The organism is Microbacterium sp. NPDC089186 (assembly GCF_040685115.1).
Classification (GTDB): Bacteria; Actinomycetota; Actinomycetes; order Actinomycetales; family Microbacteriaceae; genus Microbacterium; species Microbacterium galbum.
The window spans coordinates 342632-368131 of record NZ_JBFBHJ010000003.1; the positions used below are offsets into that span (position 1 = coordinate 342632).

A 25500-nucleotide genomic window follows, 5' to 3' on the forward strand; every position below is an offset into this window, starting at 1 on the left:
CTGAGGCGGAGTTCCCCGACGGCGTCGCCGCTACCGCATCGAGGCCGGCCCGCTCACCCGCTCACGAAGCGCCACGGCTCATGCCCCCACCCCGAGAACACCGGATGCCACGCCCCAACGCTCCGGGGAGCGTCAGGACGTGGCATCCGGAGGCGACGATCACTTCGTCGAGAAGCTGACCACCTTCGGCGGGCGCACGACCGCGCGAACGATCTCGCGGTCGCCCAGGGCGCGCAGCACCTTCTCGTCGGCGCGGGCGAGCTTCTCCAGCTCGTCGGCGCCGATCTTGGCCGAAACCTGCAGCGTGCCGCGCACCTTGCCGTCGATCTGCACGACGGCGGTGACGGTGTCTTCGACCAGCAGCGTCGGGTCGGCCTGGCGCCAGGTGACGAGGCCGACGAATCCCTCGTAGCCGAGCGTCTGCCACATCTCCTCCGCGGTGTGCGGGGCGAACAGGTCGAGGGTCATGGCGATGACCTCGGCGGCCTCGCGCACGGCGGGGTCGCTCGCCCCGGCGGACCCGTCGATCGCCTTGCGGGTGGCGTTGACCAGTTCCATGAGGCGTGCGACGACGACGTTGAACTTCGTCTGCTCGATGAGGTTCGGCGCCTCGGCCAGCAGGCGGTGGGTCACGCGGCGCAGCGACGCGTCTCCCTCGGCCCAGACGACGTCCGTCTCGCTGTCGACGTCGTGCGCGATGCGCAGGGCGCGGGCGAGGAATTTCGCCGCACCGGTGGTCGAGACGTCGTTCCAGTCCTTGTCGTCCTCGACCGGGCCGGCGAAGGCGAGCGCGACGCGCAGCGCGTCGGCGCCGTGGGCGTCGAGCTCTTCCTGGAACAGCACCAGGTTGCCCTTGCTCTTGGACATCTTCGCGCCGTCGAGGATGACCATGCCCTGGTTGATGAGGCTCGAGAAGGGCTCGGTGAACTCCACCAGGCCCATGTCGAACAGCGCCTTGGTGATGAAACGCGCGTACAGCAGGTGCAGGATCGCGTGCTCGACGCCACCGATGTAGAAGTCGACCGGACCCCACTTCGACGCCTCGCGGGTCGGGAACGCCTCGGTCTCGTTGTTCGGAGACAGGAAGCGCAGGTAGTACCAGGAGCTGTCGACGAAGGTGTCCATCGTGTCGGGGTCGCGCAGCAGCGTCTGCCCCGTCTCGGGGTCGGTGACCTGCACCCACTCGGTCGCCGCCCCCAGGGGCGAGGTGCCCTTGGGCTTGAGGTCGAGACCCTCGACCGAGGGCAGGCGCACCGGCAGCTGGTCGGCGGGCACCGGGGTGATCGAGCCGTCCTCGCCGTGCAGCATCGGGATCGGCGTGCCCCAGTAGCGCTGGCGCGAGATCAGCCAGTCGCGCAGGCGGTACGTCTTGGCCGCGCGGCCGACGCCCTTCGCCTCGAGCTCCTCGATCATGCGGGCGATCGCGTTGCGCTTGCTCAGCCCGTTCAGCGAACCCGAGTTCATCATGCGACCGTCACCGGTCAGCGCGACCCCGGTCTTGACCGGATCGAGGTCGTCGACGTCGCCGAGCGGATCGATCGGCACGCCGTCGGCATCCAGCTCGATGACCGGGATCGCCCCGGTGACGGGCGCGTTGGTGTCGACGACCACCTTGACGGGCAGGTCGAAGGCGCGCGCGAAGTCGAGGTCGCGCTGGTCGTGCGCGGGCACGGCCATGACCGCTCCGTGGCCGTAGTCGGCCAGCACGTAGTCGGCGGCCCAGATCGGCAGCTTCTCGCCGTTGACCGGGTTGACGGCGTAGTGCCCCAGGAACACGCCCGTCTTGGGCCGGTCGGTCGACTGACGCTCGATGTCGGTCGCGCGCTGCACCTGCTCCAGATAGGCGCGGAACGTCTCCTGCACCCCCTGATCAGCGGATGCCGCGAGCTCGGCCGCGAGATCGGATTCCGGTGCCACGACGAAGAACGTCGCGCCGTGCAGCGTGTCGGGGCGCGTGGAGAAGACCGTGATCTTGTCGGCGCGACCCTCGATCTCGAACTCGATGTCGGCACCGACCGAGCGACCGATCCAGTTGCGCTGCATCTGGATGACCTTGCTCGGCCAGAAGCCCTCGAGCTGGTTCAGGTCGTCGAGCAGACGGTCGGCGTAGTCGGTGATGCGCAGGAACCACTGCGTCAGCTTCTTCTTCACCACGACGGCGCCGCTGCGCTCGCTCGTGCCGTCGGGCAGCACCTGCTCGTTGGCGAGCACGGTCTGATCCACCGGGTCCCAGTTGACCAGGGCGTCCTTGCGGTAGGCCAGGCCCTTCTCGTACAGCTTCTGGAACAGCCACTGGTTCCAGCGGTAGTACTCGGGGTCGCTCGTGTGCAGCACCCGGCTCCAGTCGAACGAGACGCCGTAGTCCTTCAGGCTCGCCTTCTGCTGGTCGATGTTCGCGTACGTCCACTCGACGGGGTCGGCGCCGCGCTTGATCGCGGCGTTCTCGGCCGGCAGGCCGAAGGAGTCCCACCCGATGGGGTTGAGCACGTTGTAGCCGCGGTGGCGCCAGAAGCGCGCCACGATGTCGGAGTAGAGGTAGTTCTCGGCGTGACCCATGTGCAGGTCGCCCGAGGGGTAGGGGAACATCGCGAGCACGTACTTGCGCGGGCGCGTGTCGTCGTCGCCACCGGCGCGGAAGGGGTCTTTCTCGGCCCAAGCCTGCTGCCACTTCGCCTGGATGGCGTGGGTGTCGAAGCCCCCCTCGCGGGGGTCTGCTGCGGAATTCTGAGACACGGGTGAAGCCAATCGTGAAGGTCGGGAGGCCACGAGGGCCGGCTCCCAGGCTATCGGAGTCCCGGTCACCACCCGGGCGGGACGTCGGCCCCGAGAGCGGCGAGCGGACTGCGGGCCTTGAGCCCCACTTCGGCCACCTCGGCTGCCGCGACCGAACGCCACGTGATGCCGCCGCCGGCGCCGACCCAGGCGGCATCCGGTTCCACGACGACGCTGCGGATGACCATGGCGAGGTCGGCGGAGCCGTCGTCGCCGACCCAGCCGAAGGCGCCGGAGTACACACCGCGGGGCGCTCCCTCGAGCCCGGCCAGGATGTCCATCGCCGACTGCTTGGGGGCGCCCGTCATGCTCCCGGCCGGGAAGGTCGCGGACAGCAGCTCCCCGATCGTCGTTCCGGGCAGCAACCTCCCCGACACTTCGCTCACGAGCTGGTGCACGCTCGGGTAGGTCTCCACCTCGAGGAGGCGATCGACGCCGACCGTCGACGGCTCGCACACGCGCGACAGGTCGTTGCGCATCAGGTCGACGATCATGACGTTCTCGGCGCGCTCCTTGGCATCCGTCCGCAGCTCCTCGGCCAGCGCCCGGTCGGTCTCGGCATCGGCGGCGCGGCGCCGCGTGCCCTTGATCGGGTGCGTGTGCACGTCTCCGTCGCGCACGGCGAGGAAGCGCTCGGGTGACACGCTGGCGAGGGCGGTCCCGCCCTGCCGCAGGAATCCCGCGTGATGCGACCCCGACGCCCGGCGCAGACGGCGGAACACGTCGAGCGCATCGACCGCTCCCGGCACGGTGAACCGGGTGGTGAGGCACAGCTGGTACGCGTCGCCCTCGCGGATCCGCTCGCGGCACGCGTGGATGAGTTCGGCGTACCGGTCGGGCGAGACACGCGCGGATGCCACGCCCCGGGCCGGTGCGTCCGGAACGGGGTCGGCGGGGGGAACGGAGACGAGGCGCTCCGCCGCCGCCGCGTCGCCGAAGACGAAGAGGCGGCGGGAAGCGTGGTCGAACGCGAGGAACGCGTCAACGCGCAGCCACGCCCCGTCGCCCTCGTACGTGCGCCAGCCGACCCATCCCCCGCGGAAGGCGCCGGCCCCGTCATCGTCGGGTGCGCTCGCCCGCGCCGCATCGACGCCGGAGGGGCCGACCTCCCCCGCCGGGCTCCCCGCCCCCATCCAGCTCCATCCCGTCTCGGCATCGACTCCGGCGTCGAGCCAGAACGCGTGAGCGGCCGTGGCGAAGAGGTGGAGGAACACCGCCTCGGGGTCGATCCATGCGTGCCGGGTGAATGGAGAGGCGGAGTGGGGCACGCTCCCAGGCTAGGCGTGCCCGGCGGCTCTAGGCTGAGGGAGGTGAACGAGATCCTCACGTGGCTGCTCGACGTCGTCCAGAACGTCGACCCCGTGTTGCGCACGGTCATCGCCGGTCTGGCGGTCATGCTCGAGACGAGCGTGCTGGTCGGCCTCATCGTCCCCGGCGACACGATGGTCATCGTCGCCGGCACGGCTGTCGCCTCTCCGCTGGAGGGCGTCGTGCTGGCCGCCGCGATCGTGGTGGGGGCGCTCATCGGCGAGAGCTTCGGTTTCTGGCTCGGGCGGTACTTCGGCCCGCGCATCCGTGCGTCGCGCCTGGGGCAGAAGCTGGGCGAGCGCAACTGGGACCGCGCCGACCGCTACCTGCGCAGGCGCGGGGGGCCGGCCATCTTCCTCTCGAGATTCCTCCCCGTGCTGCACTCCCTCGTCCCCCTCACGGTGGGGATGAGCGGGTACAGCTACCGCCGGTTCCTCGCGTGGACCACGCCCGCGTGCGTCGTGTGGGCGAGCCTCTACGTCACGGTCGCCGCGGGGGCGGCGGGCACCTACCGCGAGCTCAGCGACCGCATCCATTACGCCGGTTACGTCTTCGTCGGCATCCTCGTCGTCTTCCTCGTGCTGGTCTTCGTGGGCAAGAAGGTCATCGAACGGATGGAACGTCGTCACCTGACCGATGACGGGCACGTCCTGGAATCCGCGGACGGCGACGTGAAAGACTGAGGCGGATGCCTCGCAATCCTCGCGCCAAAGTGCTCTGGTTCGCCCGACTGGAGCGTCGCTTCCACCGCTGGCGCGAACGACGCGCACGCGCCCGCGGCCTCCGTCCCGCCGTCACCGGCTTCCCCGGCTACGGCACCGAGGAATGGGTGCGTGTCCTGGGCCGCGTCCTGATCGCCCCGCCGACCAAGCGCACCTCCACGGGTGAACTCGAGAGCCTCCGCGGGTGGCGCAGCTTCGCGGCCGTTCCGGTGGGCTTCGCTCACGTCACCGTCGTGATCGACGGGGTGACGCACCAGGTCGCCGCCGATCGCGGGGGCGTCATCGACGCGAAGCTCCCCGCCGCGCTCAAGCCCGGCTGGCAGACGGTCACGATGTCGGTCGAGGGCAGCACCCCGGCGGAGGTCCGCGTCTTCATCGTGGGCTCCGACGTGCGCTTCGGCGTGGTCAGCGACATTGACGACACCGTCATGGTGACGGCTCTCCCCCGTCCCCTCCTGGCGGCGTGGAACTCCTTCGTCGTCGACGAGCACGCGCGACAGCCCGTCCCCGGCATGGCGGTCATGCTCGAGCGTCTCACCCGCGAGCACCCGGGTACGCCCGTGGTGTACCTCTCGACGGGCGCGTGGAACGTCGCCCCGACGCTCACCCGGTTCATGCGCCGTCACCTGTTCCCGGCGGGTTCGTTCCTTCTGACGGACTGGGGTCCGACGCACGATCGCTGGTTTCGCAGCGGCCGCGACCACAAGGAGCTCAACCTGCGCCGCCTCGCCGCCGAGTTCCCGCACGTGAAGTGGCTGCTGGTCGGAGACGACGGCCAGCACGACGACGCCATTTACACCGGCTTCGCCATCGAGCACCCGCAGAACGTCGAGGCCGTCGCGATCCGCCGCCTCCTGCCCGCCGAGGCCGTGCTCGCCGGTGGTCGCACCGTCGTCGACGATCACTCCGCGGCCGAGGTGCCGTGGGTCACCGGCTCCGACGGGGCCGCCCTGCTCGACCGCCTGGAGGACGTCGGCGTCATCTCCCGCGACGCCTGATCCCGGATGCCGCGGCGCCCCGCGCCGTGCGGAACCTCGAGGAGTCGCGCAGCCTCGGCGGGTCTCGGAGGTAATCGGCGATCCGGTGGTGTGCCGAGAACCCGCACGCCGCGAGACCGTCGGATGCGCGCGGCTCTGCGCTTCGCCGAGAGCGCGGGAAGGGTGACGGTCGCGCCGATGTCGGAGGGTCCGCGTACGGTGGAGGTATGTGCGGTCGATTCGTCGTGGCCAATGTCGCCAGTGAACTCGTGGGGGTGCTGCGCGTCGACGTCGAGGCCGATGACCTGCCTCAGCCGTCGTACAACATCGCTCCCACCTCGCCGGTGTCCATCGTGCTCGACTCGCTCAAGAGCGAGCCGCCGGTGCGCCGCCTCGAAGTGGCCCGCTGGGGTCTCGTGCCGGGCTGGGCGAAAGACCTGAAAATCGGCGCGCGGGCCTTCAACGCCCGCAGCGAAGAGGTCGAAGACAAACCGATGTTCCGCAACGCGCTCATCAAGCGGCGCGCGATCATCCCGGCATCCGGGTACTACGAGTGGAAGACCACCGAGGCGGGCAAGACGCCGCACTACATCCACCCCGCCGACGGGTCGCCGCTGTTCTTCGCGGGACTCTACGAGTGGTGGAAAGACCCCGCCCGCGCCGAGGACGATCCGGCGCGATGGGTGCTGAGCTGCACGATCCTCACGCGCGACTCCATCGGCCGCCTCGGCTCGATCCACGACCGCATGCCCCTGTTCATGGACCCCGATGTCGCCGATGCGTGGCTCGACCCGACCACCGAGAACGTCGGCGACATCCTCGACGCCGCGATCGATGCGGCCCCCGACGTGGCCGAGACGCTCGACGACCACGTCGTGTCGTCGGCGGTCGGCAACGTGCGCAACGACTCCCCCGAGCTCATCGCCCCCGTCGAATGACCGTGACCATCGACACCGACGCGGTTCTCCCCCGCGACGAATGGACGCCGCTGGCCTCCGCCCACGCTGAGCGCGCGGACGCGATGACCGCCGCGCACCGCGCGCGCGCGAGCCGCGGCGAGAAGCACCCCGTCGAGGACTTCCTGTTCACGTACTACTCGTACAAGCCCGCGATCCTGCGGCGGTGGCATCCGGGACCGGACGTGATCCTGCGAGACGCGACCGAACGCACCTCCTGGCGCTGGTACCGCGCCGACGGCGACGACGTGCGCGTGGATGCCGCCGGCTTCCGCGCCGACAGGGGCTCGATGTACCGCGGGATCGTGAACCTCCTGCGCGCGACGCGCGATCGCCCCCCGCAGTTCGGGTGCTTCGGTCTGCACGAGTGGGCGATGGCCTACCGTGCCGACGAGGTGCGCCACGCCGTTCCGCTGCGGTTGGGCCGTGCCGGCACCGACGCGGTGGTCGACGCGCATGACCTCACGTGCACCCACTTCGACGCGTTCCGATTCTTCACCCCCGACGCCGTGCCGCTCAACCGCCGTACGCTGCGGCGCGACGATCAGGTGGAGTGGGAGCAGCCGGGCTGCCTGCACGCCGGCATGGACGTCTACAAATGGGCGGTCAAGCTCGGCCCTCTCGTCCCCGGCTCCGTGCTCCTCGACGCGTTCGCACTCGCCCGCGACATCCGCACCCTCGACATGGAAGCGTCGCCGTACGACCTCACCGACTGGGGCTACGACGCGGTGGCCATCGAAACGCCGAAGGGGAAAGCCGCGTACGTCGCGCGACAGCGCGCGCTCAGCGCCCGTGGTCAGGAGCTGCGACAGCGACTGCTGGCTGCCGTGACGTCGTCCGACGACACGCCCGGCGGCGTCGATTTTCCTCGTCTGCGGTCCGTGTTGTAAGCTCATGGAGTTGCCTCAAACGGGGCGGAAAATAAAAAATACGGGCCTGTGGCGCAGCTGGTAGCGCACCTGCATGGCATGCAGGGGGTCAGGGGTTCGAGTCCCCTCAGGTCCACCCGGCAGAGAAAGCCCCCGCTTCGGCGGGGGCTTTCCTGGTTGCGGCGGCGTTCCCGCCAGTCGCCTTCTCCCTGCCGCCTAGCTTCCCGGGACGCCTCGGGAATCGGGGCGATCCGGATCTCGGCATCCGATCTCGATGCCTGAACGGATGCCGATCCGGGGCCTTTCGGAGGGCACGTCGGCTCGCCCGCTCCGGCCACACGAAAACGCCCCCTGCCGATCGGCAGAGGGCGATGTTCGCGGCGTGGTCACTCGGACGCGGTCGCGGGGGTGGGCAGCTCGATCGGAATGACCGGGCAGTCCTTCCACAGACGCTCGAGACCGTAGTAGACGCGCTCCTCCTCGTGGAACACGTGCACGACCAGATCACCGAAGTCGAGGAGGACCCAGCGGGACTCCTGGCGGCCCTCGCGGCGCAGGCGCTTGTGGCCGGCCTCGAGCAGCTTCTCTTCGATTTCGTCGGCGATCGCCGCGACGTTGCGCTCGTTGCGGCCGGTGACGAGCAGGAACACGTCGACCAGCGGAAGGGGCTCGGACACGTCGAGGGCGACGATGTCGTCGCCGCTCTTGGAGTCGGCGGCGAGAGCGGCGATCTGCGCCATCTCCCGCCCGTTGTCGGTGGCTGTCATCGGAAGACTCCTGTCGTGAAGGCGAGCACGAGAGTGACAGCCACCGCCAGCGCGAGGGCGCCGGTCGTGATGATGAGGCCGACGAGGAGCTTGCTCCCCTTCTCGGGCGCCGGGGGGCGAATGATCTCGCCGGGTTGCTTGACGGTGCTGATCGCGGCGCTGGCGGCGATCGGCGTGGGGGACGAGGCGGGCGGGAGCTCGCCGTCGAGGAGCACCGCGTCGGCGTCACGGCCGTCGGTGGTGCCGGGTGCGTGGCCGACGGATCCGAGCCCCTCGGGGAGCGCGAAGGTGCCGGTGATCATGATCTCGCCCGTGCCGTTGATGGGGCCGACCAGCGGCACGCCGGTCGGGGTCTGCGACAGGATCAGTGCGTTCGGGGTGGAGACGGCGCCCGTGGCGCCGGTGTTGCGCGAGATGAGCTGATCGAACGACGCCGGCAGGCTGATGTCGGGCGTCTGCCCGTCGAGCAGGTCGGAGCCCAGTGCCGGATTGACCACCGACGGCGCGGGCGCTTCCTGGGTGGTCGCGACCGGGCTCTCGTCCGTCTCGGAGGCGGCGGGACGGAAGATCGCGGGAGGCGCGGTCTCCTCGGCGACCGGGGCCTGCGGGGCGGCCTGGCGGGGCTGCGCGGGCTCGAGGTCGGAACTGATGATCGGAACGGCCGCCGTGCGGATCTTCTCCTGCGCGCGCGCCTGGCGTCGGGTCAGACCCGACACGCCGAACTCGGCGCCCGCGTCGGCGAAGGCCGAGTCGAAGACGGCGGGCCGCAGGGCGGGGGTGGCCGGTTCTTCGGAGGGTGCCGGGACGGAGGCCTCCTCCTCGGCGGGGGCCTCCTCAACCGGCGTGTTCTCGACGGAGGGCTCCTCGGCGGGCGTGCCCACGGCGCCGTCGTCCACGACGTCACCCGCGGAATCGGCGGTCGACTCGTCACCCGCGGAATCGGCGGTCGACTCGTCGCCCGCGGAGCCGTTGGCCGCCTCGTCGCCCGCGGCGGCGGGCACTGCGTCGATGACCTCTGCGGGTGCGGAGGTCTCGGCATCCGGAGCTTGTTCACCCTCGGGCTGCGGCGGGATGATCGGGGTCGCGCCGGTTTGACGCAGCTCGCGCAGCTGACGACGGGTCAGGGCGGGCGTCTCTGGGGTCTCGGAAGAGCTCATGCCTTACTCCGGTAGAGGTGATGCTTCGCGATGTACTGCACGACGCCGTCGGGCACGAGGTACCACACCGGGTGTCCTCGGCGCACACGCGCGCGGCAGTCTGTGGACGAGATCGACAACGCCGGGATCTCCAGCTGGCTCACGTTCTCGGAGGGGAGTCCCTCCGTGGTGAGCACATGACCCGGACGCGAGACGGCGACGAAATGCGCCAGGTCCCACAGCTCCTGGTGATTGCGCCAGCTGAGGATCTGCGCGACCGCGTCGGCTCCGGTGATGAAGAAGAGCTCGGCGCCGGGGCGTTGCTCCTGCAGGTCGCGCAAGGTGTCGATCGTATAGGTGGGGCCCGCGCGATCGATGTCGACGCGGCTCACGGTGAACTGCGGATTGGATGCCGTCGCGATCACCGTCATGAGATAGCGATGCTCGCTCTCGGTGACGTCGTCTTTCTGCCAGGGACGACCCGTGGGCACGAAGACGACCTCGTCGAGATCGAACGATTGCGCGACCTCACTGGCCGCGACGAGGTGACCGTGATGGATGGGATCGAACGTCCCACCCATGACCCCGATACGAGGGGCGCGCGTCACCGACATACGGTGGCCCTCAGTGGCCGTGGGCCTCGGGCGTGGGCGTGCCGTGCTTCTGCGTGTAGGCCGCGGCCTTGTGCGCGTGCCGGTTGGACACGTTGCGGTACGACAGCGTGACCAGGCTCAACGAGACGAAGACGACGAAGGCCACCACGCCGTACCAGAAGGTCGAGGCCTGGACGTTGCCCCCGTGGTGGGCGCCCTCTTCAGCGGCCTGGGCGAGAAGTGACACGAAAGTCATCAGTGCTCCGTTCGAAAGATCCGCGCATCGCAACGCGCGTTGCCATTTTAGGCGGTCAGGCGCGCACCTGGCCGTCGCCGCGCCCGAGCCACTTGGTGCTCGTCAGCTCGGCGAGACCCATGGGTCCGCGGGCGTGCAGTTTCTGGGTGGAGATGCCGACCTCGGCGCCGAAGCCGAACTCGCCTCCGTCGGTGAAACGCGTGGATGCGTTCACGAGCACCACGGCGGAGTCGACCTCCGCCAGGAACCGGTCGGCGGCGGCCTGGTCGGCCGTGACGATGGACTCCGTGTGCTGGGTCGAATAGCGACGGATGTGCGCGAGAGCCTCGTCGAGGTCGTCGACCACGCGCACCGCGAGGTCGAGCGTCCCGTACTCGCGCGCCCAGTCGTCGTCGGTGGCGCCCACGACTCGGTCGTCGTGCGCGCGGGTGGCGTCGTCGCCGTGCGCGGTCACCCCGGCGTCGGAGAGGGATGCCAGCAGCTCGGGCAGCAGACGGTCGGCGGCGTCGCGATGCACGAGGACCGTCTCGACGGCGTTGCACACGCTCGGCCGCTGCACCTTGGCGTTCAGGACGATGTCGCGCGCCCAGTCGTCACGCGCCGTGGCGTCGAGGAAGACGTGCACCACGCCCGCGCCGGTCTCGATCACGGGGACGGTGGACTCGGTCACCACGGTCTCGATGAGCGAAGCGCTCCCCCGCGGCACGAGGACGTCGACGAGACCGCGAGCATTCATGAGCGCGCGCGCACCGTCTCGCCCGAAGTCGTCGACACTCTGGATCGCCTCGGGGTCGACGCCCTGGGCGCTCAGTGCATCGCGCATGACCCGGACGAGCGTGGCGTTGCTGCTCTGCGCCGCTGAACCGCCCCGCAGGACGACGGCGTTGCCCGAGCGCAGCGCGAGCGACGCGATGTCGACGGTCACGTTCGGGCGCGCCTCGTAGATCGAGCCGACGACGCCGAACGGCACGGCGACCTTCTGCAGCGCGAGACCGTTGGGGAGCGTCCGCGTGTCGAGCACGCGACCCACCGGGTCGGGGAGCTCGGCGACCGCGCGGACGGCGGCGGCCAGCGCCGCGACGCGCCCCGCGTCGAGGCGCAGACGGTCGAGCAGCGACTCGCCGATGGCATCCGTCCGACCGCGCTCGAGATCGTCGGCGTTGGCCGCGACGATCTCGGCGGAGGCCTCGTCGATGGCGTCCGCGACGGCGACGAGCAGCGCGCTCTTGCGCGCCGAGTCGAGCAGCGCGATCTCTCGCGCGGCGTCTTTGGCCAGACGCAGGCGCTCGTCGACGGAGGCGGCGATCACGGTCATGGGCTCAGTGTACCGGCGCGCTCACGGCGCCCACGGGGCCCGTGGCCAGGGTGACGGGATCGGGGTTCGGAGCGAACCAGGTGCCCACCGCGTCTCCCGCGAGGGCGGATGCCACGAGGTCGGCGCTCGTGACGAGCACACCGACGCCGGCGGTCGACGCGAGCTTCGCCGCGGACGCCTTCGTGGCCGCTCCCCCGGTGCCGACACCGTTGACGACCCCGGCACCGAACTCGAAGTCGGAGAGATCGTCGCCCCAGGCCACATCGGTGATCGGGCGGGCGCCCGGCTCGCTCGGCGGGCGGGTGAAGAGGGTTTCGATGTCGCTCAGCAGCACCAGGGCGTCGGCACCGATGAGCTGGGCCACGAGGGCTGCGAGCCGATCGTTGTCGCCGAAGCGGATCTCGTGGGTGGCGACGGTGTCGTTCTCGTTGACGATGGGCAGGATGCCGAGACCGAGCAGCCGCTCCATGGCACGCCGAGCGTTGGAGCGGTGCGTGGCGTTCTCGAGGTCGCCGGCGGTCAGCAGCACCTGCCCGGCCAGCAGTCCGAACCGGTCGAGCGAGGTCTGGTAGCGCCACATGAGCACGTTCTGGCCCACGGCGGCGGCCGCCTGCTGCGTCGCGAGGTCGTTCGGCCGCCCCTCCAGGTCGAGCAGGGGCAGGGCGGTGGCGATCGCGCCCGACGACACGAGGACCACCTCGGTGCCGCTTCCGTGGGCGCGGGACAGCGCGTCGACGATCGTGTCGATGCGGTGAGCGCCGTCGCCGCTGATCGACGACGACCCGACCTTGACCACGACGCGGGATGCGCCGGGGATATCGGCGCGGGTCGTCGCGGTCACCGCTCCTCGTCCTCGGACGTCAGGGCGGACGAGTCGCCGTCGGGCGAGATCCCCGCGGCACGCGCCGCACGGCGCTCGGCCTCGAGCTCGGCGCGGGCGTCGGCCTTGGCATCCATTCGCTCGTGATACTGCTCGCGACGCTCCGAGGAGGTGCGGCGGTTGTTCTGCACCAGGCGGGGGTCGGTTCCGCGCGGCGCGGTCATGAGCTCCGCGGCGGAGGTGAGCGTGGGCTCCCAGTCGAAGACGATGCCGTCGCCGGGCCCGATGACGACCGTCGCACCGGCGACCGCGCCGGCGCGGAAGAGACCGTCTTCGACGCCCAGACGGGCGAGGCGGTCGGCGAGATAACCCACCGCCTCCTCGTTCTGGAAGTCGGTCTGCTGCACCCACTTGACCGGCTTGTCGCCGAGGATGCGGTAAAGGGGGCCGTACGTGCCGCCCTCCACCTTGATCTCGAAGTCCTTCTCCGCGCCCTTGGGACGGATGACGACCCGCTCGGCGGGAGCGTCGTCGATGGTGGCGAGGCGGTGCTGCTCCACGATGTCGCCGAGGGCGAACGTGAGCTCGCGCAGACCCGCGCGGCTGACGGTGGAGATCTCGAAGACCCGGAAGCCGCGCGCCTCGATGTCGGGACGGACGAAGTCCGCGAGCTCGTGCGCCTCGGGCACGTCGATCTTGTTGAGCACGACGATCTGCGGGCGCTCGAGCAGCGGCACCTGACCCTCGGGCACCGGGTAGGCAGCGAGCTCCGCGAGGATGATGTCGAGGTCGCTCAACGGATCGCGGCCCGGGTCGAGCGTCGCGCAGTCGAGCACGTGGACCAGCGCCGTGCACCTCTCGACGTGACGCAGGAACTCGAGCCCCAGACCCTTGCCCTCGCTCGCGCCCTCGATGAGGCCGGGTACGTCGGCGATCGTGTACCGCGCATCGCCCGCCTGCACCACGCCCAGGTTGGGGTGGAGGGTGGTGAAGGGATAGTCGGCGATCTTGGGCCGCGCGGCGGAGACCGCGGCGATGAGGCTCGACTTGCCGGCGGACGGGAAGCCGACCAGCGCCACGTCGGCCACGGTCTTCAGCTCGAGGACGACATCGCCCTCCCATCCGGGGGTGCCGAGCAGGGCGAAGCCGGGGGCCTTTCGCTTGGGCGAGGCCAGGGCCGCATTGCCGAGACCGCCCAGGCCGCCGGGCGCGGCGACGAAGCGCATGCCGGGGGTGAGCATGTCGACCAGCACGTTGCCGTCGGGGTCTTTCACCACGGTGCCGAGCGGGACGGGGAGTTCCTGGTCCTCGCCCAGGGCGCCCGAGCGGTGATCGCCCATACCGAAACCGCCGTTGCCCGCGGAGCGGTGCGGCGAGTGGTGGTACGACAGCAGGGTCGTCACCTGCGGGTCGGCGACGAGCACGACGTCGCCGCCGCTGCCGCCGTTCCCGCCGTCGGGACCGGCCAGCGGCTTGAACTTCTCACGGCGCACCGAGACGCAGCCGTTGCCGCCCTTGCCCGCACGCAGGTGCAGGGTCACGCGGTCGACGAAGGTGACCATGGCGGGTCCTTCCGGGTGGGCGGCGGCGGGGCCGACGCGGCGGAGACGGGGATGCCGTCGGTGCAGGCGGGGTTCGGGTCAGCCGTGCACGGGAAAAAAGACGAGGGGGCGGGCAGTGCCCACCCCCTCGGAAGCGCCGGAGCGCTGAGGATTACTCCGCAGCAGCGACGATGTTGACGACCTTGCGGCCGCCCTTGTTGCCGAACTCGACCGCACCGGCGGCCAGAGCGAACAGCGTGTCGTCGCCACCACGACCGACGTTGGCGCCGGGGTGGAAGTGCGTGCCGCGCTGGCGGACGAGGATCTCGCCGGCGTTGACGGCCTGGCCGCCGAAGCGCTTCACGCCGAGGCGCTGTGCGTTGGAGTCACGACCGTTGCGGGTGGAGCTTGCGCCCTTTTTGTGTGCCATCTCTGCGTCTCCTGGCTCTTACTTGATGCCGGTGATCTTGACGCGCGTGAGGTCCTGACGGTGGCCCTGGCGCTTCTTGTAGCCGGTCTTGTTCTTGAACTTCTGGATCACGATCTTCGGACCGCGCTCCTCGCCGAGCACCTCGGCCGTGACCGAGACCTTCGCGAGCTTGTCGGCGTCGGTCGTGACCGCGTCGCCGTCGACGAACAGGACGGCGGGCAGCTGGATGCTCTCGCCGACCTTCGCCTTCTGGCGGTCGAGCACGACGACCGTGCCGACCTGGACCTTCTCCTGGCGGCCGCCGGCGCGCACAACTGCGTAAACCACTTCACACCTGTTTTCGTTCGGGAGCGCACGGCTCCGGTTGTCTGATGACGTCGGGAGGGTCTGACGACCCAAGTCTCGGTGCGATCCGGCCGACGAAAGTCAGCGGGGTCACGCTCCGATGAGAGCGGACGCGACGCACCAAGGGTCAAGTTTAGCTCACCCGGGAGGATCCGGCAAAAGCATCCGCCCCGCGTGTCGACCGTAGGATCGCGGGATGGCGATCCTCATCGACGACCCGCAGTGGCCCGCGCACGGACGGCTGTGGGCGCACCTGGTGAGCGACAGCGACCTCGACGAGCTGCACGCCTTCGCCGCCGCCGCCGGCATCCCTCCGCGCGCCTTCGATCTCGACCACTACGACGTGCCCGATGAGCGGCACGCCGACCTCGTCGCCGCGGGTGCCCAGCACGTGGGCGGCAAGGAGCTCGTGCGCCGCCTGCGCGCCTCGGGGCTGCGCATCACCGCGCGCGAGCGGCGTCGTCCCCACGAGTGAGGTGCCGGACGCGCCCTCCGCAGACGAGCGGGGGTGACACGTCCGACACCTCGATGACGGATGCCGGGAGCTCAGGCGTCGGCGGGCGGCTGCGCGTTCACCGGGGTGCCGGTGAGGGCGGCCGTGGTCACGCGCCGACGTGAGCGACCCTGTCCCGGAGCCTTGGGCTCGGGAAGCGCCTCGAGCACGGACTCGAGGAGGGCGTCCTTCTCGGTGCGGGGGGCCTTGGGCTCGCGCTTCTTGCGCGGACGCTTCTCGCGCGCCGGTGCCGCGGGGGCCTCGGACTCCGACTTGGCCTCGAGAACGGCCTCCACCGAGGCGACGACCGCGGCTTCGACGACCGCCGGGTCGTCGATGGTGGGCTTCACGGTGGATGCCGCGATCTGCGCGAGGGCGGACTTCACCCCTTCGGTGATGACGTGCGTTCCGCCGGCCTGCGCGGCGGCTGCCCCGGTGTTGCCGCCGTTGCCGCCGTTCTGCGACGAGCCGTTTCCGTTGCCGCCGTTCTGGCCGTTGCCGTTCTGCCCGTTTCCGCCGCGACCGCGTCGGTTCGACGAACCGCCGTTGCCGTTACCGCCGCCGTTGCCGCCCGCCGATCCCGTGGCGCGGTGGCGCACCACGGGATCGTGGTGCACGATGACGCCACGGCCGGCGCACACTTCGCACGCCTCGCTGAAGGTCTCGAGCAGGCCGAGGCCGAGCTTCTTGCGCGTCATCTGCACCAGGCCGAGCGAGGTGACCTCGGCGACCTGGTGCTTCGTACGGTCACGGCTCAGGCACTCGATGAGGCGTCGGAGCACGAGGTCGCGGTTGGACTCCAGGACCATGTCGATGAAGTCGACGACGATGATGCCGCCGATGTCGCGCAGGCGGAGCTGACGGACGATCTCCTCGGCGGCCTCGAGGTTGTTCTTGGTGACGGTCTCTTCGAGGTTGCCGCCCGAACCGACGAACTTGCCGGTGTTGACGTCGACGACCGTCATCGCCTCCGTGCGGTCGATGACGAGCGAACCGCCCGACGGCAGCCACACCTTGCGGTCGAGGGCCTTCTCGATCTGCTCCGTGACGCGGAACGCGTCGAACGGGTCCTGCTCGCCCTCGTACTTCTCGACCCGCTCGAGCAGGTCGGGGGCGACGCCCTGGAGGTACGACGAGATCGTCTGCAGCGCCTCGTCGCCCTGGATGAGCATGCGCGTGAAGTCCTCGTTGAAGACGTCGCGCACGATCTTGACGAGCAGATCGGGCTCGGAGTGCAGCAGGGCCGGGGCCTGGATCGTCTTGACCTGGCTCGACACGTGCTCCCACTGCGAGGTGAGGCGCTGCACGTCGAGGGTGAGCTGCTCCTCGGTGGCGCCTTCGGCGGCGGTGCGCACGATCACGCCCGAGGACTCGGGGAGCACCTCCTTCAGGATCTTCTTCAGACGGGCGCGCTCGGTGTCGGGGAGCTTCCGCGAGATGCCGTTCATCGTGCCGTTCGGCACGTAGACCAGGTAGCGGCCGGGCAGCGAGATCTGGCTCGTCAGGCGTGCACCCTTGTGGCCCACGGGATCCTTCGTGACCTGCACGAGCACGCGGTCGCCCGACTTGAGCGCCAGCTCGATGCGGCGGGGCTGGTTGTTGGTCTCGACGCCATCCCAGTCGACCTCGCCGGAGTACAGCACCGCGTTGCGGCCACGGCCGATGTCGACGAACGCCGCCTCCATGCTCGGGAGCACGTTCTGCACGCGACCGAGGTAGACGTTGCCGATGAGCGAGGCGTCCTGGTTGCGGGCGACGTAGTGCTCGACGAGCACGTTGTCCTCGAGCACGGCGATCTGGATGCGACCCGCCTTCGAGCGCACGACCATGACGCGGTCGACGGCCTCGCGGCGGGCGAGGAACTCCGCCTCGGTCACCACGGGCCGGCGGCGGCCGGCCTCGCGTCCGTCGCGGCGACGCTGCTTTTTGGCTTCGAGACGCGTGGAGCCCTTGATGCGCTGCGGCTCGGTGATGACCTCGACCGCGCGCTGGCGGACGGGGGCGGCGGGAGCCTCAGGGGCGTCATCGGCGGCGCCGGTGCCCGCTCCCCCACGGCGGCGGTTGCGTCGACGGGCGTTGGACGAACCGCGCTCGGCGGGACCCTCATCGTCGCGGTCGTCGCGATCCCACGACTCCTCGCGGACGGGCAGCGGCGGGAGCGCGGGAGCGTAGAAGTGCAGAGCGGTCGAGACGGCCGACACGAAGTTCTCGGGCAGAAGGCCGAGCGACACCGCCGTCGGGCGCGCGGGCTTCTCGGTCTCGGCGGGCTTCTCCGGCTCCACCGCGACGGCCTCTTCGGCCTTCGCGAGCTTCTCGGGGGCGGGCTCCTCGGCGGAGGGCTCCTCGCGGGCGGCAGTCGCCTCGGCGGTCGAAGAGGTGCCGCTCCGCTCGACGAGCACGTCGGCGGGGGCGTCGGAGTCGCCGCCGATGGGGGCGTCGTCTGCCGAGACGGCGGACGGGTCGACCGGAGCCTCCGCGTCGGCCTCGCCCTCGGGCTGCTCGCCCGTGGCGGCGTCGCCCGTGGCGGCGTCGCCCGTGGCGGTGTCGCCCGTGGCGGTGTCGCCCTCGAGCACGGCCGGCGCCCGGGTGTCCTCGGCGGCGGCATGCGCGGCATCCTGGACCGCAGCCTCTTCCTCGTCGACACCGGAGGTCGCGGCAGGCGTGGTGTCGGCGGGGTCGGACGTGGCGACCGCCTCGGTCTCGCGGGTCTCGGTCTCGGGGTTCTCGATCGGCGCCTGCTCGGCGGGGGTCTGATCGTCGGTCACTTCGGCCATTCGGGGTTCTCCCTGGCGGGCGACACCGCGCGTCGCCCGACGAAATCTCATGCAGCGCCGCACCCGGCGGGGCTGCGAACTCACTCGGTCTGCAGCAGGCCTGCGGCTCGTGCTGCGAAGGGCGGTCATCGCCCGAAGTCTTCTGGGTGATGTTCCTGCGGCGCGGCCGCGGTCACATCAGCTTTCATTATCGCACGGACCGGCGAAACAGCCAGCGGACGGTCCCGTCGAGCGGCCCGATCGACGGCGACGGGCGACACGCGGCGGCATCCGCCCCTCCCGTGGCGCGTCTCCCGGCGTTCGCTCGACGCCGAGAGGCCCACAGCGGGCCGATATGCCGACGGTGGCAGAATCGCCCCATGAGCGAAAGCGTCACCCCCCGTCGTCCGATCGGCGTCGCGATCTGGTTGATCCTCGCGGGCGCGGTCGGATGGTGGGCGGCGTTCTCGCTCACCATGGAACGCTTCCATCAGCTCATGAACCCGGGGGCCGCCGCCTCGTGCGACTTCAGCGTCCTCGTGCAGTGCTCGACCAATCTGCAATCGTCGCAGGGCAGCGTCTTCGGTTTCCCCAACCCGATCATCGGCCTCGCCGCGTGGATCGCGCCGATCGTGGTCGGAATGGCGCTGCTGGCGGGTGCCCGGTTCGCCCGGTGGTTCTGGGGGCTGTTCTGGCTCGGGTTCGTCTTCGCCATCGGCTTCGTCGTCTGGCTCATCGCGCAGAGCCTCTTCGTCCTCGCGACCCTCTGCCCGTGGTGCATGGTCACGTGGTCGGTGGTCATCCCGTCGTTCTTCGTGGTGACGTTGCACGTGCTGCGCGAGGGCGTGATCCCGGGCGCGCCGAAGGTGCGGGAGATCGCCGACCGACTGATGGTGTGGGTGCCCCTCATGAGCTTCGCGGGCTACGTCGTCGTCGCCGTGCTGGCGCAGGTGCGCCTGGACGTGCTGTCGCAGCTCTGACGCGAGCGCGGTAGCGTTCGGGACATGGATGCCGTGAACCCCCTGGTGCCCGCGACGAGCGACCTCGTGTGGTCGGGTGGCGCCGTCGTCGCGCTGGGGCTCGCGATCTGGGGGCTGGTCAGTCTCTCGCGCACGGCCGACTCGGCGTCGTCACTGGCGGTGGCACTGTGGGCGGCGCTCATTCTGCTGGTGCCCGTGCTGGGTCCGGTGGCCTGGCTCACGGCGGGTCGCCGGAGCGCGGTGAGTCGTCCGCGCGTCTGAAACGCGGGGCCCGAGCGCACCCGGCGGCACAGAGTCCCGGGGGGGGCGGTGGCGTCGACAGGCTCAGCCACCCGGGTCGCGAGCGGAGGTCCCTGACCCCGTCGAAGGGGCCGGGAACCGCCGAGGCGGTGGCGTCGACAGGCTCAGCCACCTCACGCCGCGACGGGCCGGCGGTGCGTCACGACAGGTCCGCGGGAGCGACGAAGGCCGCCACCCTCTCGGGCGACGGCCTTCTCGGCATCCAGGCTCAGGCGAACCAGATCGCGAGCTCGCGCTCCGCGGATTCGACGCTGTCGCTGCCGTGCACGAGGTTCTGCTGCACCTTGAGGCCCCAGTCGCGGCCGAAGTCGCCGCGGATGGTGCCGGGGGCGGCGGTGGTGGGGTCGGTCGTGCCGGCGAGGGAGCGGAATCCCTCGATGACGCGGTTGCCCGCGAGGCGGATCGCGACCGAGGGGCCCGACATCATGAACTCGAGCAGCGGCTCGTAGAAGGGCTTGCCCTCGTGCTCGGCGTAGTGCCGGGCGAGGGTCTCACGGTCGGGCTCGACCAGGCGGATGTCGACGAGGGCGTAGCCCTTCGCCTCGATGCGGGCGAGGATCGCGCCGGTCAGGCCGCGAGCCACGCCATCGGGCTTGACCAGGACGAGGGTCTCTTCGGTGGCCATGGGTCATTCTCCGTTCGAGAGGTCGGGGTCGGCGGCCCGCCGCGCGTTCGCACGATCGAGGGCCGCTCCCTTGATCGTCGCATACGCCCACATGCCGCCGAAAATGAGAGCGACCACGGCGAGGGCCGGAACCAGGAACCCCCCGAGCAGGAGGAGCACCTGCAGCCCCCACCCGGCGAACAGCGCCCAGCGGTGCCGCAACGAGCCCGAGACCGCGACCATGGCGACGGCGAGGACGACACCGCCGACGATCCCCCACCACGGCTCGATGCCGAACGGAAGCACCTTGAGGCCGTAGACCACGAGACCGCCGAGGAAGACGATGATCGACTCGAAGCCGAGGACCACCGCGCCGAGGGACTCCTGCGCGCCGCGCTGACGACGGGGCCGCGGGGCACGCGGTTCGTGCGGGCTCATCCCTGCCACCCGGCCTTCCAGTCCTCGAGTTCCGACAGGCGCAGAGCCTCTCCCGCGAGAACGACGGACCCGGCGATCACGACAGCCCGTCGGTCCGACTCGACGGCCCAGGAGCGCGCCGCGTCGGCGGCGTCCTCGAGCGTCGGGTGCACCGTCACCGGCAGGCCGGCGGCCTCGGCGACATCGGCGATCGCATCGGGATCGGTCGCGCGGTCGCTGTCGGGCGCGGTGGCGAAGACCCGGGCGACGGCCGGGGCGAGCGTCGTCATGATGCCCGCGGCATCCTTCCCCTCCAGGATGCCGACCACGGCGCCCCACTCGTCGATGTCGAACGACTCTCTCAACGCCGCGACCAGGGCGCGGGCGCCGTGCGGGTTGTGGGCGGCGTCGACGAACACGGTCGGCGCGGTACCGAGGAGCTGCAGGCGGCCCGGCGAGGTCGCGTTGCCGAGGCCGTCGGCCACGACGTCGGCGTTGAGCGGTTGCTCTCCCCCGCCGATGAGCGACTCGACCGCGGCGACGGCGAGGGCGGCGTTGGCGCCCTGGTGGGCCCCGTAGAGCGGGAGGTACACCTCGCGGTAGCTCCCGGCCACGCCGCGGATCGACACCTGCTGCCCGCCGACGGCCAGGGTCTGGTCTTCGAGGGCGAAGCCGTCGCCCGCCACGGAGACGGTGGCGCCCTCCTTCTCGGCGCGCGCGCGGATGGCCCGCAGCGCCTCGGGCGGTTGGGCGGCCGTGACGACCGCCGCACCGGGCTTGATGATCCCGGCCTTGACGGTCGCGATCTCGGCGATCGTCGACCCGAGGCGGTCCGCGTGGTCGATGTCGATCGGGGTGAACACCGCCACGTCCCCGTCGGCGGTGTTGGTGGAATCCCACTCGCCGCCCATGCCGACCTCGAGCACGAGCACATCGATCGGGGCGTCCGCCGCCACGACGAAGGCGAGCACGGTGAGGAGCTCGAAGAAGGTCAGCGGAGCGTCGTCGGATGCCGAGAGCTCGGCATCCACCATGTCGACGAACGGCTGGATCTCGTCCCACGCGTCGGCGATCGCGGCATCCGCCACGGGTTCGCCGTCGATGAGGATGCGCTCGGTGAAACGCTCGAGGTGAGGGCTGGTGAACAGGCCCGTCCGCAGGCCAATCGCGCGCAACAGGCTCTCGATCATGCGACTGGTCGAGGTCTTCCCGTTGGTGCCGGTGACGTGGATCACGCGGTACGTGCGCTGCGGGTCGGCGAGCAGCTCGAGCACGCGGCGCGTGCGTTCGACGCGCGGCTGGACCCACTGCTCGCCCTGGCGCTCGAGGAGCGCGCTGTAGACGGCGTCGGCGCGGGTGCGGTCGCTCATGCGGGGGCTCCGATCCGCGCGACGGCGACCGTGACGGCACCGACGTTCGCGTACGTCTTGGCGGCGAGCTGCGTCTCGTACTCGGCGGGCAGGGCGGAACCGCGCTCGATGAGCCGGCCCTCGGGACCGGCCAGGACGACCGCCTCGGCGAGCGTCTCGGAGGCCACCCCGGCGGCATCGAACGCCTGGGCGACCGCCTGCGCGTCCGCGTCCTCGACGAAGGTGAGCGACAGGAAGATGCGGTCGCTCACGTCGAAGCCGGCGGCCTTGCGGGTGTCCTGGATGCCGCGGATCATGTCGCGCGCCAGGCCCTCGGCCTCGAGCTCGGGGGTGGTGACGGTGTCGAGCAGCACGAAACCACCGCCGGCGAGGACCGCGAGCGCCTCGCCCTCCGGCCGGCCCGCGGTCTCGACGACCAGGTCGTACTCGGCGGGCTCGAGCGGGATGCCGCCGGCGACGACCTGTCCGTCGAGCTCGCTCCAGTCGCCCTCGCGGGCGGCCTTGATCGCCTGCTGCACCTGCTTGCCCAGGCGCGGCCCCGCGGCCCGCGCGTTGACCGACAGGCGGTGCGTGATCCCGTACTCGGCGGCGGTGCCGTCCTGCAGCGCGACCTGCTCGACGCTCTTCACGTTGAGCTCCTCGCTCAGGATGTCGTCGAATTGCGCGAGGCCCGCGGCATCCGGGGTCACCACCGTCAGACGCGGAAGCGGCAGGCGCACGCGCTTGCCCTCCTTCTTGCGCAGGGCGTTGGCGACGCTGGAGACCTCGCGGACGGTGTCCATCGCGGTGCGGATGTCTTCCGCCGCGGGGAACGCCGAGGCGTCGGGCCAGTCGGTCAGGTGCACGCTGCGCCCGCCGGTGAGCCCCTGCCACACGCGCTCCGACACGAGCGGGATGAGCGGGGCGGCGACGCGGGTGAGCGTCTCGAGCACGGTGTAGAGCGTGTCGAAGGCCTCGCGGCTCGTCGGGTCGTCGGTCACGCCGACCCAGAAGCGGTCGCGCGAGCGGCGGATGTACCAGTTCGTCAGCACCTCGGCGAAGTCGCGCAGGCGCTCGGCCGCGGTCGTGGAGTCGAGGCCCTCGAGATCGGCCGCGACGTTCGTCACGAGGTCGCCGGTGAGCGCGAGGATGTACCGGTCGAGCACGTCGGTCGAGTCGGTGCGCCACTCGGCGGTGTACCCCTCAGTGCCTGACGCATTCGCGTAGGTCGCGAAGAAGTACCACGCGTTCCACAGCGGCAGCAGGAACTCGCGCACGCCCGAGCGGATGCCTTCCTCGGTCACGACGAGGTTCCCCCCGCGCAGCACGCTCGACGACATGAGGAACCACCGCATGGCATCCGAGCCGTCGCGGTCGAAGACCTCGCGGACGTCGGGGTAGTTGCGCAGCGACTTCGACATCTTCTGCCCGTCGTTGCCGAGCACGATGCCGTGGCACGACACGCCCGTGTAGGCCGGGCGGTCGAAGAGCGCGGTCGACAGGACGTGCATGACGTAGAACCAGCCGCGGGTCTGCCCGATGTACTCGACGATGAAGTCGGCGGGGGCATGCTCGTCGAACCACTCGTGGTTCTCGAACGGGTAGTGCACCTGCGCGAACGGCATCGAACCCGAGTCGAACCAGACGTCGAGGACGTCTTCGATGCGGCGCATCGTCGACTCACCCGTCGGGTCGTCGGGGTTCGGGCGCGTCAGATCGTCGATGTAGGGACGGTGAAGATCCACCTCGCCGTCGGCGTTGCGCGGGAGGCGGCCGAAGTCGGCCTCCATGTCGGCGAGCGAGCCGTACACGTCGACGCGCGGGTGGTTCGGGTCGTCGCTCTTCCAGACCGGGATCGGCGAACCCCAGTAGCGGTTGCGGCTGATCGACCAGTCGCGCGCGCCCTCGAGCCACTTGCGGAACTGGCCCTCCTTGACGTTCTCGGGCACCCAGGTGATCTGCTGGTTGTTCGCCAGCAGATCGTCCTTGATGTCGGTCACGCGCACGAACCAGCTCGACACGGCCTTGTAGATCAGGGGGTTCCGGCAGCGCCAGCAGTGCGGGTACGAGTGCTCGTACGACGCTTCGCGCAGCAGGCGGCCGGCCTGCGTGAGCAAGCGGATGAGGGGCCGGTTGGCCTCCATCCAGAGCTCCCCCGCGACGTCGGTGACCGCCGAGAGGAACCGGCCGCCGTCGTCGAGCGAGATGATGGTCGGCAGGCCCGCGGCATCCCCGAGACGCTTGTCGTCCTCACCGTAGGCCGGAGCCTGGTGCACGATGCCGGTGCCATCGGAGACGGTGACGTAGTCGTCGACGAGGATCTTCCACGCGTTCTGCGTCCCCCACGTCTCGGCGTCGGCGTAGTAGTCGAAGAGGCGGTCGTACGACACGCCCTCGAGCTCCGCGCCCAGGATCGTGGTCTGCACGGCCGCGCGAGCGGCATCCGGGCTCTCGTAGCCCAGGTCTTTGGCGTAGTTCGGCAGCAGGTCCTCGGCCAGCAGGTAGCGATGCGCGACCGCTTCGAAGGCTTCGTCGGCCGTGCCGTCGGGAGCCCGGTGCACGTCGGCGGCGCCGTGGGGTCCGCCCTCGACGACCGCGTACCGGATGCCGGGACCCACCGCGAGCGCGAGATTCGTCGGCAGCGTCCACGGCGTCGTCGTCCACGCCAGGGCGCGCACACCCGTGAGGCCCAGGGCCTCGGCCTTGGCGCCGACGAGCGGGAACGTCACGGTGACCGACGGGTCCTGGCGCATCTTGTACACGTCGTCGTCCATGCGCAGCTCGTGCGTCGACAGCGGCGTCTCGTCGCGCCAGCAGTACGGCAGCACGCGGTAGCCCTCGTACGCGAGGCCCTTGTCGTGCAGGGTCTTGAAGGCCCAGAGGACGCTCTCCATGTAGGTCGTGTCGAGCGTCTTGTAGCCGCGCTCGAAGTCGACCCAGCGGGCCTGGCGCGTGACGTAGTCCTGCCACTCGCGCGTGTACTCGAGCACCGAGTCGCGGGCCTTGGCGTTGAAGGTCGCCACGCCCATCGCCTCGATCTCGTCCTTCTCGGTGATGCCGAGCTGCTTCATCGCCTCGAGCTCGGCGGGCAGGCCGTGGGTGTCCCACCCGAAGACGCGGTCGACCTTCTTGCCGCGCATGGTCTGGAAGCGCGGGAAGACGTCCTTCGCGTAGCCGGTGAGCAGGTGACCGTAGTGCGGCAGGCCGTTCGCGAACGGCGGGCCGTCGTAGAACACCCACTCCTCGGCGCCCTCGCGGTTCGCGATCGACGCACGGAAGGTGTCGTCGCTCCGCCAGAACGCGAGCGTGTCCTGCTCGATGGTCGGGAAGCGGGGGCTGGGGACGACGGATGCCGTCTCCGCGGCGCTGAGGTCAGCGGCGGGGCCGAAGGATGAGGGGCGAGGGTAGGTCATGTCTCTCCGCGGGTCGAGGTCTGCTCGCCGGGACGATCCTGTGGGGACCGCGGTACCACCCTGCATTGCGCCCCGCGACGGAGCGCCACTCTCACTGCGGCTGTGACGGGCCTGCCCCGCGCGGTTCTAGTCCGGGCCTGGACCCGTTTCTTCCACGAGCTCCCCGGTGATGGCCGGATCGACGCCGTTCCCCCCATTCTACGCGAGCCGGGCGTCTTACGCGGCGGTTCTCAGGACGTACCGGACGCCGTTCAGGTCGAGTGTCCACGACACGCCGCACGGCACGGAGCGATGCGGCGTGTCGTGGACGCTCGACGCTCGACGGGGGCGGGCCCGGGCGCCGGGCGCGGCGTGCGGGAGGGCGTGCGGCCGCGGGGCGGGCGC

The 25500-nt window shown here is 70.7% G+C and carries 23 protein-coding genes and 1 tRNA gene; 8 read left to right on the forward strand and 16 right to left on the reverse strand.

What is annotated here, in order from left to right; all coding sequences use genetic code 11:
• Positions 1–159 precede the first annotated feature (159 nt).
• Both leuS and AB0N82_RS11860 read right to left on the reverse strand, forming a co-directional pair.
• On the reverse strand, positions 160–2733 hold the full coding sequence (gene leuS / locus AB0N82_RS11855) for a leucine--tRNA ligase (protein WP_363391810.1): 2574 nt from the start codon (positions 2731–2733) through the stop codon (positions 160–162).
• 65 nt (positions 2734–2798) lie between these two features.
• On the reverse strand, positions 2799–4040 hold the full coding sequence (locus AB0N82_RS11860) for an anthranilate synthase component I family protein (RefSeq protein ID WP_363391812.1): 1242 nt from the start codon (positions 4038–4040) through the stop codon (positions 2799–2801).
• 42 nt (positions 4041–4082) lie between these two features.
• Between AB0N82_RS11860 and AB0N82_RS11865 the strand changes: the two genes are divergently transcribed.
• The 5 genes from AB0N82_RS11865 to AB0N82_RS11885 all read left to right on the forward strand — a co-directional run bounded on the left by AB0N82_RS11865 (position 4083) and on the right by AB0N82_RS11885 (position 7740).
• Positions 4083–4763 (forward strand): DedA family protein, encoded by a 681-nt coding sequence (locus AB0N82_RS11865; protein WP_315995615.1) that lies wholly within the window; start codon positions 4083–4085, stop codon positions 4761–4763.
• Positions 4764–4768: 5 nt separating this feature from the next.
• Entirely contained in the window at positions 4769–5800 is a 1032-nt protein-coding gene (locus AB0N82_RS11870; protein ID WP_363391814.1) for a phosphatase domain-containing protein, read from the forward strand.
• A gap of 206 nt (positions 5801–6006) precedes the next feature.
• Positions 6007–6717, forward strand: a complete 711-nt coding sequence (locus tag AB0N82_RS11875; protein WP_363391816.1) for an SOS response-associated peptidase — start codon at positions 6007–6009, stop codon at positions 6715–6717.
• Between the two features lie 83 nt (positions 6718–6800).
• The gene (locus AB0N82_RS11880; RefSeq protein ID WP_363392280.1) at positions 6801–7625 is read left to right on the forward strand and encodes a 3-methyladenine DNA glycosylase; all 825 of its coding nucleotides are present in this window, start codon (positions 6801–6803) and stop codon (positions 7623–7625) included.
• 42 nt (positions 7626–7667) lie between these two features.
• A tRNA-Ala gene (locus AB0N82_RS11885) sits at positions 7668–7740 on the forward strand.
• Between the two features lie 250 nt (positions 7741–7990).
• Here AB0N82_RS11885 and rsfS read toward each other — a convergent pair.
• The 9 genes from rsfS to rplU all read right to left on the reverse strand — a co-directional run bounded on the left by rsfS (position 7991) and on the right by rplU (position 14789).
• Positions 7991–8371, reverse strand: a complete 381-nt coding sequence (gene rsfS, locus AB0N82_RS11890) for a ribosome silencing factor (RefSeq protein WP_315995612.1) — start codon at positions 8369–8371, stop codon at positions 7991–7993.
• The gene (locus AB0N82_RS11895; RefSeq protein WP_363391818.1) at positions 8368–9528 is read right to left on the reverse strand and encodes a hypothetical protein; all 1161 of its coding nucleotides are present in this window, start codon (positions 9526–9528) and stop codon (positions 8368–8370) included. The genes rsfS and AB0N82_RS11895 overlap by 4 nt, the downstream gene beginning before the upstream one ends.
• Positions 9525–10121: a nicotinate-nucleotide adenylyltransferase gene (nadD, locus tag AB0N82_RS11900; RefSeq protein WP_136585537.1), complete on the reverse strand. Its 597-nt coding sequence runs from the start codon at positions 10119–10121 to the stop codon at positions 9525–9527. Before nadD ends, AB0N82_RS11895 begins: the two co-directional genes overlap by 4 nt.
• A 10-nt stretch (positions 10122–10131) precedes the next feature.
• Positions 10132–10356, reverse strand: coding sequence for a hypothetical protein (locus AB0N82_RS11905; protein WP_315995610.1), 225 nt, complete (start codon positions 10354–10356; stop codon positions 10132–10134).
• A gap of 55 nt (positions 10357–10411) precedes the next feature.
• Positions 10412–11671: a glutamate-5-semialdehyde dehydrogenase gene (locus AB0N82_RS11910; protein WP_363391820.1), complete on the reverse strand. Its 1260-nt coding sequence runs from the start codon at positions 11669–11671 to the stop codon at positions 10412–10414.
• Positions 11672–11675: 4 nt separating this feature from the next.
• Entirely contained in the window at positions 11676–12512 is an 837-nt protein-coding gene (gene proB / locus AB0N82_RS11915; RefSeq protein ID WP_315995608.1) for a glutamate 5-kinase, read from the reverse strand.
• Positions 12509–14053 carry a GTPase ObgE gene (gene obgE, locus AB0N82_RS11920; RefSeq protein ID WP_315995607.1) on the reverse strand — a complete coding sequence of 515 codons (1545 nt, stop codon included), beginning with the start codon at positions 14051–14053 and terminating at the stop codon, positions 12509–12511. Before obgE ends, proB begins: the two co-directional genes overlap by 4 nt.
• Positions 14054–14204: 151 nt before the next feature.
• Positions 14205–14462, reverse strand: coding sequence for a 50S ribosomal protein L27 (gene rpmA, locus AB0N82_RS11925; RefSeq protein WP_058596273.1), 258 nt, complete (start codon positions 14460–14462; stop codon positions 14205–14207).
• An 18-nt stretch (positions 14463–14480) separates the two neighbouring features.
• On the reverse strand, positions 14481–14789 hold the full coding sequence (gene rplU / locus AB0N82_RS11930; protein WP_076675829.1) for a 50S ribosomal protein L21: 309 nt from the start codon (positions 14787–14789) through the stop codon (positions 14481–14483).
• Positions 14790–15003: 214 nt separating this feature from the next.
• Here rplU and AB0N82_RS11935 point away from each other — a divergent pair, with 214 nt between their 5' ends.
• Entirely contained in the window at positions 15004–15282 is a 279-nt protein-coding gene (locus AB0N82_RS11935) for a DUF4031 domain-containing protein (RefSeq protein WP_315995606.1), read from the forward strand.
• 71 nt (positions 15283–15353) lie between these two features.
• On the opposite strand, the gene AB0N82_RS11940 is transcribed toward AB0N82_RS11935, so the two are convergent.
• Positions 15354–18074 (reverse strand): Rne/Rng family ribonuclease, encoded by a 2721-nt coding sequence (locus tag AB0N82_RS11940; protein WP_363391824.1) that lies wholly within the window; start codon positions 18072–18074, stop codon positions 15354–15356.
• 359 nt (positions 18075–18433) lie between these two features.
• Between AB0N82_RS11940 and AB0N82_RS11945 the strand changes: the two genes are divergently transcribed.
• A complete protein-coding gene (locus AB0N82_RS11945; RefSeq protein ID WP_363391826.1) occupies positions 18434–19033 on the forward strand; it encodes a vitamin K epoxide reductase family protein in 600 nt (199 codons plus the stop codon).
• A gap of 24 nt (positions 19034–19057) precedes the next feature.
• Positions 19058–19294 (forward strand): PLDc N-terminal domain-containing protein, encoded by a 237-nt coding sequence (locus tag AB0N82_RS11950; protein WP_315995603.1) that lies wholly within the window; start codon positions 19058–19060, stop codon positions 19292–19294.
• A gap of 247 nt (positions 19295–19541) precedes the next feature.
• On the opposite strand, the gene ndk is transcribed toward AB0N82_RS11950, so the two are convergent.
• Genes ndk through ileS form a run of 4 tightly spaced genes read right to left on the reverse strand, consistent with a single transcriptional unit; the run spans position 19542 to position 25116 of the window.
• Complete coding sequence (ndk, locus tag AB0N82_RS11955; RefSeq protein WP_103209139.1) at positions 19542–19958, reverse strand: nucleoside-diphosphate kinase; 417 nt, start codon at positions 19956–19958, stop codon at positions 19542–19544.
• A gap of 3 nt (positions 19959–19961) precedes the next feature.
• Positions 19962–20375 carry a DUF4233 domain-containing protein gene (locus AB0N82_RS11960; RefSeq protein WP_363391827.1) on the reverse strand — a complete coding sequence of 138 codons (414 nt, stop codon included), beginning with the start codon at positions 20373–20375 and terminating at the stop codon, positions 19962–19964.
• Positions 20372–21724, reverse strand: coding sequence for a folylpolyglutamate synthase/dihydrofolate synthase family protein (locus tag AB0N82_RS11965; protein ID WP_363391829.1), 1353 nt, complete (start codon positions 21722–21724; stop codon positions 20372–20374). The genes AB0N82_RS11960 and AB0N82_RS11965 overlap by 4 nt, the downstream gene beginning before the upstream one ends.
• Positions 21721–25116: an isoleucine--tRNA ligase gene (ileS, locus tag AB0N82_RS11970; RefSeq protein ID WP_363391831.1), complete on the reverse strand. Its 3396-nt coding sequence runs from the start codon at positions 25114–25116 to the stop codon at positions 21721–21723. The genes AB0N82_RS11965 and ileS overlap by 4 nt, the downstream gene beginning before the upstream one ends.
• Between the last annotated feature and the right edge of the window lie 384 nt (positions 25117–25500).

Bases quoted from the DNA above. Each gene is read 5' to 3' on its own strand.
- AB0N82_RS11870 (WP_363391814.1), top strand. From the start codon at position 4,769: ATGCCTCGCAATCCTCGCGCCAAAGTGCTCTGGTTCGCCCGACTGGAG.
- AB0N82_RS11875 (WP_363391816.1), top strand. From the start codon at position 6,007: ATGTGCGGTCGATTCGTCGTGGCCAATGTCGCCAGTGAACTCGTGGGG.
- AB0N82_RS11880 (WP_363392280.1), top strand. From the start codon at position 6,801: ATGACCGCCGCGCACCGCGCGCGCGCGAGCCGCGGCGAGAAGCACCCC.
- rsfS (WP_315995612.1), bottom strand. From the start codon at position 8,371: ATGACAGCCACCGACAACGGGCGGGAGATGGCGCAGATCGCCGCTCTC.
- AB0N82_RS11895 (WP_363391818.1), bottom strand. From the start codon at position 9,528: ATGAGCTCTTCCGAGACCCCAGAGACGCCCGCCCTGACCCGTCGTCAG.
- nadD (WP_136585537.1), bottom strand. From the start codon at position 10,121: ATGTCGGTGACGCGCGCCCCTCGTATCGGGGTCATGGGTGGGACGTTC.
- AB0N82_RS11905 (WP_315995610.1), bottom strand. From the start codon at position 10,356: ATGACTTTCGTGTCACTTCTCGCCCAGGCCGCTGAAGAGGGCGCCCAC.
- AB0N82_RS11910 (WP_363391820.1), bottom strand. From the start codon at position 11,671: ATGACCGTGATCGCCGCCTCCGTCGACGAGCGCCTGCGTCTGGCCAAA.
- obgE (WP_315995607.1), bottom strand. From the start codon at position 14,053: ATGGTCACCTTCGTCGACCGCGTGACCCTGCACCTGCGTGCGGGCAAG.
- rpmA (WP_058596273.1), bottom strand. From the start codon at position 14,462: ATGGCACACAAAAAGGGCGCAAGCTCCACCCGCAACGGTCGTGACTCC.
- AB0N82_RS11935 (WP_315995606.1), top strand. From the start codon at position 15,004: ATGGCGATCCTCATCGACGACCCGCAGTGGCCCGCGCACGGACGGCTG.
- AB0N82_RS11940 (WP_363391824.1), bottom strand. From the start codon at position 18,074: ATGGCCGAAGTGACCGACGATCAGACCCCCGCCGAGCAGGCGCCGATC.
- AB0N82_RS11945 (WP_363391826.1), top strand. From the start codon at position 18,434: ATGAGCGAAAGCGTCACCCCCCGTCGTCCGATCGGCGTCGCGATCTGG.
- AB0N82_RS11950 (WP_315995603.1), top strand. From the start codon at position 19,058: ATGGATGCCGTGAACCCCCTGGTGCCCGCGACGAGCGACCTCGTGTGG.
- ndk (WP_103209139.1), bottom strand. From the start codon at position 19,958: ATGGCCACCGAAGAGACCCTCGTCCTGGTCAAGCCCGATGGCGTGGCT.
- AB0N82_RS11960 (WP_363391827.1), bottom strand. From the start codon at position 20,375: ATGAGCCCGCACGAACCGCGTGCCCCGCGGCCCCGTCGTCAGCGCGGC.
- AB0N82_RS11965 (WP_363391829.1), bottom strand. From the start codon at position 21,724: ATGAGCGACCGCACCCGCGCCGACGCCGTCTACAGCGCGCTCCTCGAG.
- ileS (WP_363391831.1), bottom strand. From the start codon at position 25,116: ATGACCTACCCTCGCCCCTCATCCTTCGGCCCCGCCGCTGACCTCAGC.